Here is a 6,312-nt window from a genome sequence, read left to right as displayed (position 1 = left end):
TTGAAGAACGACGCCTGGTTACACACCCGCGCTGCGGCTCTCAGTCTCCGCACACTGATCCGCCTTGGGCTCGCCCACACCGGCGGTGTCTGGACTCTCGGGCTGGCCACCGCCTGACGGCAGGGCGTTCAACCCACCCCGGACAGGCATAGATCAAGATCTTCAGTGGTCTTCTAGTTAGCGGCAGAAGCACGCTATGACCCTCCCCGCCGTGGACAGCCGCCAAGAACCTCGTCGCCGTCGATCTCAAAGGCACCAGCGGCCGGGACCGCGACGCCGAGGCCATCCTGGAGACCCGCCCAGCCTCGACGGCGACCCACGCGCCCTGGCCGGGCCTTCTGCCCCCACGCCAGAGGGCAAGGCTGCGGGGCACCGACTTCAGACTCCACACCCGATCTCGGTCTGCAGGAAATCGAAGGGCGTCACCACGACCATGCGGCAAAGTCGTTCTTACACTCCTCCAATCCGTCGAAATCAACAGGCGGACTGACGCTCTTCAAGTCGTGCCACAGCAATTCGCGCGACTGGTGCAGACATGGTCGATGCCCTCATCGATACCTCACTCCTCGGCCCCGTCTACTCTCCAGAACGCGAAAAGCCCCCTCCGAAGAAGGAGGGGGCTTGAGTGATTGTCCTAGTGAACGGCCTCGTACTGCTCCACCACAGAGGAGGAGATACGGCCACGCTCACTGACCTGGAGGCCATGCGCCTTGGCCCACTGGCGAATCTCGGCGCTCTTCTCCCGGCTCATCGCAGCGCTGCCACGTGAACCACCGCGACCGGCTCGGACAACGCGCGACTGCACGACCTTCCGCGCGTTGACAATGTAGGGAGCGAGAGCTTTCTCCAGCTTCTCGCGGTTCGCTCCCGACAGATCGATCTCGTAGTTCTCACCGTCGAGAGCAAACTTGGTGGTCCGCTCAGCAACAGTCCCATCAAGATCATCAATGAAAGTCTCTACGATCTGCCTAGCCATTGATCAGTCCCCAAATCGGTATGCTGAGATCAGCTCAGCTGACTTCTCCAACGCTATACCGTGTAGGCGTAGCAGTAATCCACGCTCGACAGTCATCGGCGTGTTGCACGAACCCTATACCTACACAAGCGCTTGCCAGCAGACGAATTCAGCATTCTCATGCTCTGCTTCTTTAAGCAAGACAGCCGCGCGACCAAGAGAGGGCCACATGAGGCGTGCCACCAACGCGAACCAGCAACTGAGCCGCGGGTGGCTGATCCGCCGCTATTTCCTCGACCGCGCAACGGTCGAGGAAATCGCCGCTGAAGCCCGGCGTGATGAGTCGACGATCTACCGGGCCCTTATCCGGCACCACATCGAGCACCGCGGCGCGGATACCAGCACGCGCGGCTCCTGGGGAGACGTCCTGACCCGGGACTTTCTGGAGCCGTAGCTGGCTGATGGGTGGTCTCTGGCCTCCATCGCTCGGCACGCGGTAGACCTCGCCGGCGGTGGCAGGTTCTCGCACTCCACCGTCGTGTGGTGGGCCGCCAAGCACGACCTGCTCAAGGTCGACGACCCGCGCGCCGACCGGGCGGTGACGCTCTACCGTGACGAGGGCCGGACGCTGAGGGAGATTGCCGCCGAGCTGGGGTGCACGCCGCGGCGGGTGACCATCTGGCTGAGAGGGAGGGGAGTGGAGCTGGATGGGCCGGGCGCGCCCGTCCGGCACCGATAACAGGGGCGCGGCCAGAGAGGGCACCTGCGCGCAGAGAACGCCCCGCGCTCCGCGTCTGGCGGTGCGCGGACGGGGCGTTGGCGTTCCCGGGTGAGGGGCTGCGACGGCGCCGAAGATCCATGAGCCGCCAGCTGACCGACGCCGTGGCGGTGATTGCGGTGCTCCGCTCCGTGGATTCTCGCCCTGAGCCGCCCGCGTCGTGGGCGCTCGTCACCGACACGGGCCACGGCTGGCACCTGAATCCCTACGCTGAGAACCGCCTGCGGGAGTACGGGTATGACGCCGACCTGGGGCAGTACACGCTATACGTGGTTCCTCAGGGCGAGTACAACCCCAGGGACGCCGGGGTCCTGCGTGTCGGCAAGGCCCGCAACGACGTCGTACACATGGCACGCGACTGCGATGAGGGCCTGGTGATCGCCGCTCGCCGGACGGCCGGCAGATGGCGGGCGCGGCCTGCCTGGTCCTGATCGCCGCTTCCCCTCGTCGGCCCGCCCTCCCGCTGTCAGCCGCGCTCACCGTGCCCGCTCGACACATGCCCTATCGTCTCCGGGATGGCTAGGACATTGCGGCTGGCGGTGGCGCAGAGCACGGTGCCCGAGGATCCGACCGATCCGGCGACGCTGCGGGCGAGTGGTGCTGAAGTACGCGGTCTGATGCGGGAGGCCGGCGCGGCCGGGGCGCGTTTGGTGCAGTTCCCGGAGGGGGCGATCACGTATCCGAGCAAGCACGTGATGTCTTCGGGGCCGCCTGGCACGCTGGGCGCGTCGGACTGGAGCCGGGTCCCATGGGGCGTGCTGCGCGAGGAGGCCGAGTCGATCGCCGACCTGGCAGGGGAGCTTGGGCTCTGGGTGGCCTTCGGCTCGATCCACCCGCTGACCCCGCCGAACCGGCCGCACAACAGCCTGTACGTGGTGTCCGATCAGGGCCGGCTGGTCACGCGGTACGACAAGCGGTTCCTGTCGCACACTGAGATTTCCTTCATGTACTCACCCGGTTCGTCCCCGGTCATCTTCGAGATCGACGGCATCCGATTCGGGTGCGCGCTGTGCATCGAGGCCGAGTTTCCCGAGGTGTTCGCCGAGTACGAGCGCCTGAACGTGGACTGCGTGCTGCTGTCGGTAATGGTCGACGACGCGGTGCGAGCGTTGCTCGCGCAGGCGTACGGGAGGCTGTACGGCTACTGGATCGGGTACTCCGTCCCGGCGCAGTTCAGCTCGACTGTGCCATCGGGGATCGTCGCGCCGGGCGGTCGCTGGCTCGCCCGCTGTCCGGCGAACGGTCGGCCAGCGTTGGCCGTGGCGGATCTCGACCTGGATGCGACAGAAGCGGATATCGATGTTTCCGTCCGCCTCGCCCGGCCCTGGCGTCGCCTGGCACGCGCTGGGCTCTATGACGGTCGAGCGGTGCCGGGGGATCCCCGAAGCGAGACACGCACGACGTTCTGATCGTGCGGTCCAGGCCCGGCGCCACCCCACCAGCATGGCCAGGGCAGGAATCCGCTGGCACGAAGCCGGTCTCCGCAACGCCGCCCGCTTCCCGCTCAGCGCCACCGCAGCTGCGTTGAGAGCGCTCAGCCACGAGAGCGCCTGACACGCGCGATTGCGCGCACCCCAGTACGCCACCGGCCTACGCTGACATCCAATATCCCGGCGATCCTGAGGACATTCATGGCCGACCTGCGTGACCAGATCACCCAGCTCCTCGGCGACGGGGTAAACCGGCAGGTGTTTCCCGGTGCGGTGTGGGCCATCGGCGACGCCGACGACATCCTCCACTCTGGAGCCTGCGGCCTGACCGACCCCGCCGACCCATCCGCCGCGATGCGGCTCGGCACGGTCTTCGACACCGCCAGCCTCACCAAGATCCTCGCCGTCTGGGCCTGCATCGGCACCCTGTGGGAAGCAGGTGCTCTCCCGCTCGACGACCCGCTGAACAGCTTCTGGCCCGAGGTCGCCGGCCACCCACTCGGCCAGGTCACCGCCCGGCACCTGCTCACCCACACCGCCGGCGTGCCGCTACGGGCCAACCTCAGAAACCTGTACGGCACCGACCCCCAAGCCATCCGCGCCGGCGTCCTGCGCGAGGCACTGCACCGGCCGCCCGGCGAAGCCGTCGAATACACCGACCGGGCCGCGCTCATCCTCGGCTACCTCGCCGAATACCTCTCCGGCCGCCCTCTCGCCCAGCTCGCCCACGAGCGAATCTGGCAGCCGCTCGGCATGGCCAACACCCGCTTCGGCCCCCTGCCACCGGAACTCGCCGCCCAGTGCGCGCCTACCGAACTCGACCACGACACCGGCACCCACCTCAAGGGTGTCGCCCATGACTTTTCCGCCCGCCTGCTCGGCGGCGTCTGTGGGATCGCCGGCGTCTTCTCCGTCCTCGGCGACCTGGCACTTTTCCAGCGCCACCTCCTGGACCCGGGCCGGGTCAGCTTCGGCCCCGCTTGGGTGGCCGAGTCCCTTCAGGTCCACACCGGAACGCTGACGCCGGCACGCGGCCTGTTCTGGTACCCCGCCCCCGGCACCAGCCCCGAAGAGGACAGCCACGTCCACTACGGGTTCACCGGCACCGGCATGTGGATCTCCCCCAAACAAGGCCGGTGGGCTGTCCTGCTCACCAACAAGATCTACTACAGCCGTAACCGCGAACCTCTCATGACCATCCGCGACACCTTCCGTACGCTCGCTTTCGGCTGACATCCCTCACCCACACGGGAGGAAGGCATGAAGTCCGCGTCCCGGGCGCACAAGAACGGCCAGGAGGCCCGCGTGATGATCTCCCGCAGGGTGTTCGTGCACCAGGCACGAGGCCCGGCCGTCAGCGAGCCCGACGTGGCGAGACGGGCAACCCGACCGGCGGTTCTGGCGCGTTGACGACCCGGTCGATGGCATTGCGCACCATGCCGTCGACGTAGCAGGGTCATCACCCACTGCACCATTGAGCTCGGCGTACGCTGCCGGGTGCATGTCGTGAATGTCGAGCCACCATGGGGCTGAAGTCAGTCGGGCGATACTGCAGATCGTGGTCGCTGCGCCGACAGGGCCTGTCTGGCTGGCCAGCGGGCGGTGAGCGGCTGCGACGGCGCCGAAGATCCATGAGCCGGGTCCTCGATTTGTCGGCCAGCGCGCGTAGAGTGGCGCCATTCCCAGGGACCGAGCGGGTTCCCGGGCCTCATTGCGCCAGCCTTCCTGTGCTGGCCTGATCGTGCTACCTCACGATGAAGGAGGCCCCTGCATGCCCGCCCTGTCCAACGCTTGCCCGGCGCCCACCGCCGTCGTCGCGATCGTGCCCGTCTCGGCTGGCCCCGACCTGCCGCCGCCTTGGCACTGGTGGGATGGCACCGGACGCATCGAGCTGACGCCGAGCGACCCGTATGCGGTCGTCGACGTCGCCGTCGAGCCGTACCCGAGAGGGCTGGTGAACCTGCGCCCGGTGTGGGGGGATGACTCCTATATCGAGATCGGGCCGCGCTTTTGGGTACGGCCCACCACGCGGGGCCTCACCTTCTCCTACCGGGCCTACAGCCGGGCGGTGGCTTGCGGCGATCCCAGCCCGGCCGCCGTATTGGTGGGGCTGTGGACCAGCATCGACGTGGCCGCCCTCTATGCCTCCCGCACCGATCCGCATTGGCAGCCGCCGCCCTTGCCGGCGGCATCGAGTACGCGGCCCCGGGGCCGCGCCCGGACGGCGTCTGGGCCAGCGCCACCGTGGTCGTCGAGACGACATGGGAGGAGCACGACGGCCGCTGGTGGGACCCGGACGGCTGCCTCTGGCACGACGGCGCGTGGTGGCGGGCCGAGACACGCATCGCCCGCGCGCCGGTGGGCACCCCGCTGCCGGCCGGATGGCGCGCCCTCGCCCGGCCGGAGATGCTCGCCGAAGCCGCTCCGCGCGGCCACACCTGGAGCCGGGCGCTACGCGAGTGGGACTGGGCGCAGTCGACACCGATGACGGCTGCCTCCGCCAGCCGGGCCCGCGGCGGCCGATGGCACGCCTGGCGAGGACTCCACGGCCGGAGGACGAAGGTCGGCGACCGCTGGCCGACCCGGGAGGCGGCCCTCGCGGCGGCTGTGGCGGCCATCGAGCAGGACCGGGCCGAGCTGGCGTGGGTGGCCGCCACCCTTCCATGCGGGCTCCCCGAGATCCGTATCGTCTGACCAGCGGCGGTAGCCCCGAGTAAGCGCGGCCAGGGCGTGCTCCTCGGGGGCAGGTAGCGGGCTGCCCTTGGGCGGCAGGTGGATGGGCAGCACGGTGAGCGGTATGAGGTCGGCGAAGACCTCGGCTGCCTCCCCGGGGTGGCTGCCGATCTCGGCTGATTGTCGGTATGGCCTGCCAGCATGGCCGCGTGACGACAACTGATCCCCTTAAAGGGGCTAACAGAATGATCTCTGTTGTGCTTTGATCTCTCGCTGTAGTGATGGCGAGAGGAGCGGGGATGACCCGGCTGAAGCCGTGGGAGGTCGGTGACGAGTTATGGCAGGTCATCGAACCGTTGCTGCCCAAACGTGAGCGCCGGCTCCGACATCCGGGACGCAAGCGGCTGGATGATCGGCTGGCGTTGCAGGGCATCTTGTTCGTGCTGCACACCGGGATCGCGTGGGAACATCTGCCG

At 68.2% G+C, this 6,312-nt stretch carries 9 protein-coding genes; 8 read left to right on the top strand and 1 reads right to left on the bottom strand.

The annotated features are described in order from the left end of the window. Window positions 1-634: 634 nt before the first annotated feature. Entirely contained in the window at window positions 635-976 is a 342-nt protein-coding gene (locus tag ACWEVS_RS45775) for a histone-like nucleoid-structuring protein Lsr2 (protein WP_452557476.1), read from the bottom strand. A 208-nt stretch (window positions 977-1,184) separates the two neighbouring features. Between ACWEVS_RS45775 and ACWEVS_RS45770 the strand changes: the two genes are divergently transcribed. The 8 genes from ACWEVS_RS45770 to ACWEVS_RS45735 all read left to right on the top strand — a co-directional run. Further along, window positions 1,185-1,409: a hypothetical protein gene (locus tag ACWEVS_RS45770; protein WP_452557474.1), complete on the top strand. Its 225-nt coding sequence runs from the start codon at window positions 1,185-1,187 to the stop codon at window positions 1,407-1,409. An 84-nt stretch (window positions 1,410-1,493) separates the two neighbouring features. Continuing rightward, window positions 1,494-1,694, top strand: coding sequence for a helix-turn-helix domain-containing protein (locus ACWEVS_RS45765; protein WP_452557472.1), 201 nt, complete (start codon window positions 1,494-1,496; stop codon window positions 1,692-1,694). Window positions 1,695-1,813: 119 nt separating this feature from the next. Beyond that, a complete protein-coding gene (locus ACWEVS_RS45760; RefSeq protein ID WP_452557470.1) occupies window positions 1,814-2,164 on the top strand; it encodes a hypothetical protein in 351 nt (116 codons plus the stop codon). A gap of 84 nt (window positions 2,165-2,248) precedes the next feature. Then, window positions 2,249-3,142, top strand: a complete 894-nt coding sequence (locus ACWEVS_RS45755; RefSeq protein WP_452557468.1) for a carbon-nitrogen hydrolase family protein — start codon at window positions 2,249-2,251, stop codon at window positions 3,140-3,142. A 222-nt stretch (window positions 3,143-3,364) separates the two neighbouring features. Then, window positions 3,365-4,396: a serine hydrolase domain-containing protein gene (locus ACWEVS_RS45750; protein ID WP_452557466.1), complete on the top strand. Its 1,032-nt coding sequence runs from the start codon at window positions 3,365-3,367 to the stop codon at window positions 4,394-4,396. Window positions 4,397-4,423: 27 nt separating this feature from the next. After that, window positions 4,424-4,573: a hypothetical protein gene (locus ACWEVS_RS45745; protein WP_452557464.1), complete on the top strand. Its 150-nt coding sequence runs from the start codon at window positions 4,424-4,426 to the stop codon at window positions 4,571-4,573. 753 nt (window positions 4,574-5,326) lie between these two features. Next, on the top strand, window positions 5,327-5,857 hold the full coding sequence (locus ACWEVS_RS45740) for a hypothetical protein (protein ID WP_452557462.1): 531 nt from the start codon (window positions 5,327-5,329) through the stop codon (window positions 5,855-5,857). Window positions 5,858-6,117: 260 nt separating this feature from the next. Continuing rightward, window positions 6,118-6,312, top strand: a 195-nt coding sequence (locus ACWEVS_RS45735) for a transposase (protein WP_452557460.1), incomplete at its 3' end; no start/stop codon positions are given.

It is taken from the genome of Nonomuraea sp. NPDC003754, from assembly GCF_053605785.1.
The sequence above is the reverse complement of the archived record's forward strand: the minus strand, read 5'-3'. Positions and strand labels throughout refer to the sequence as shown.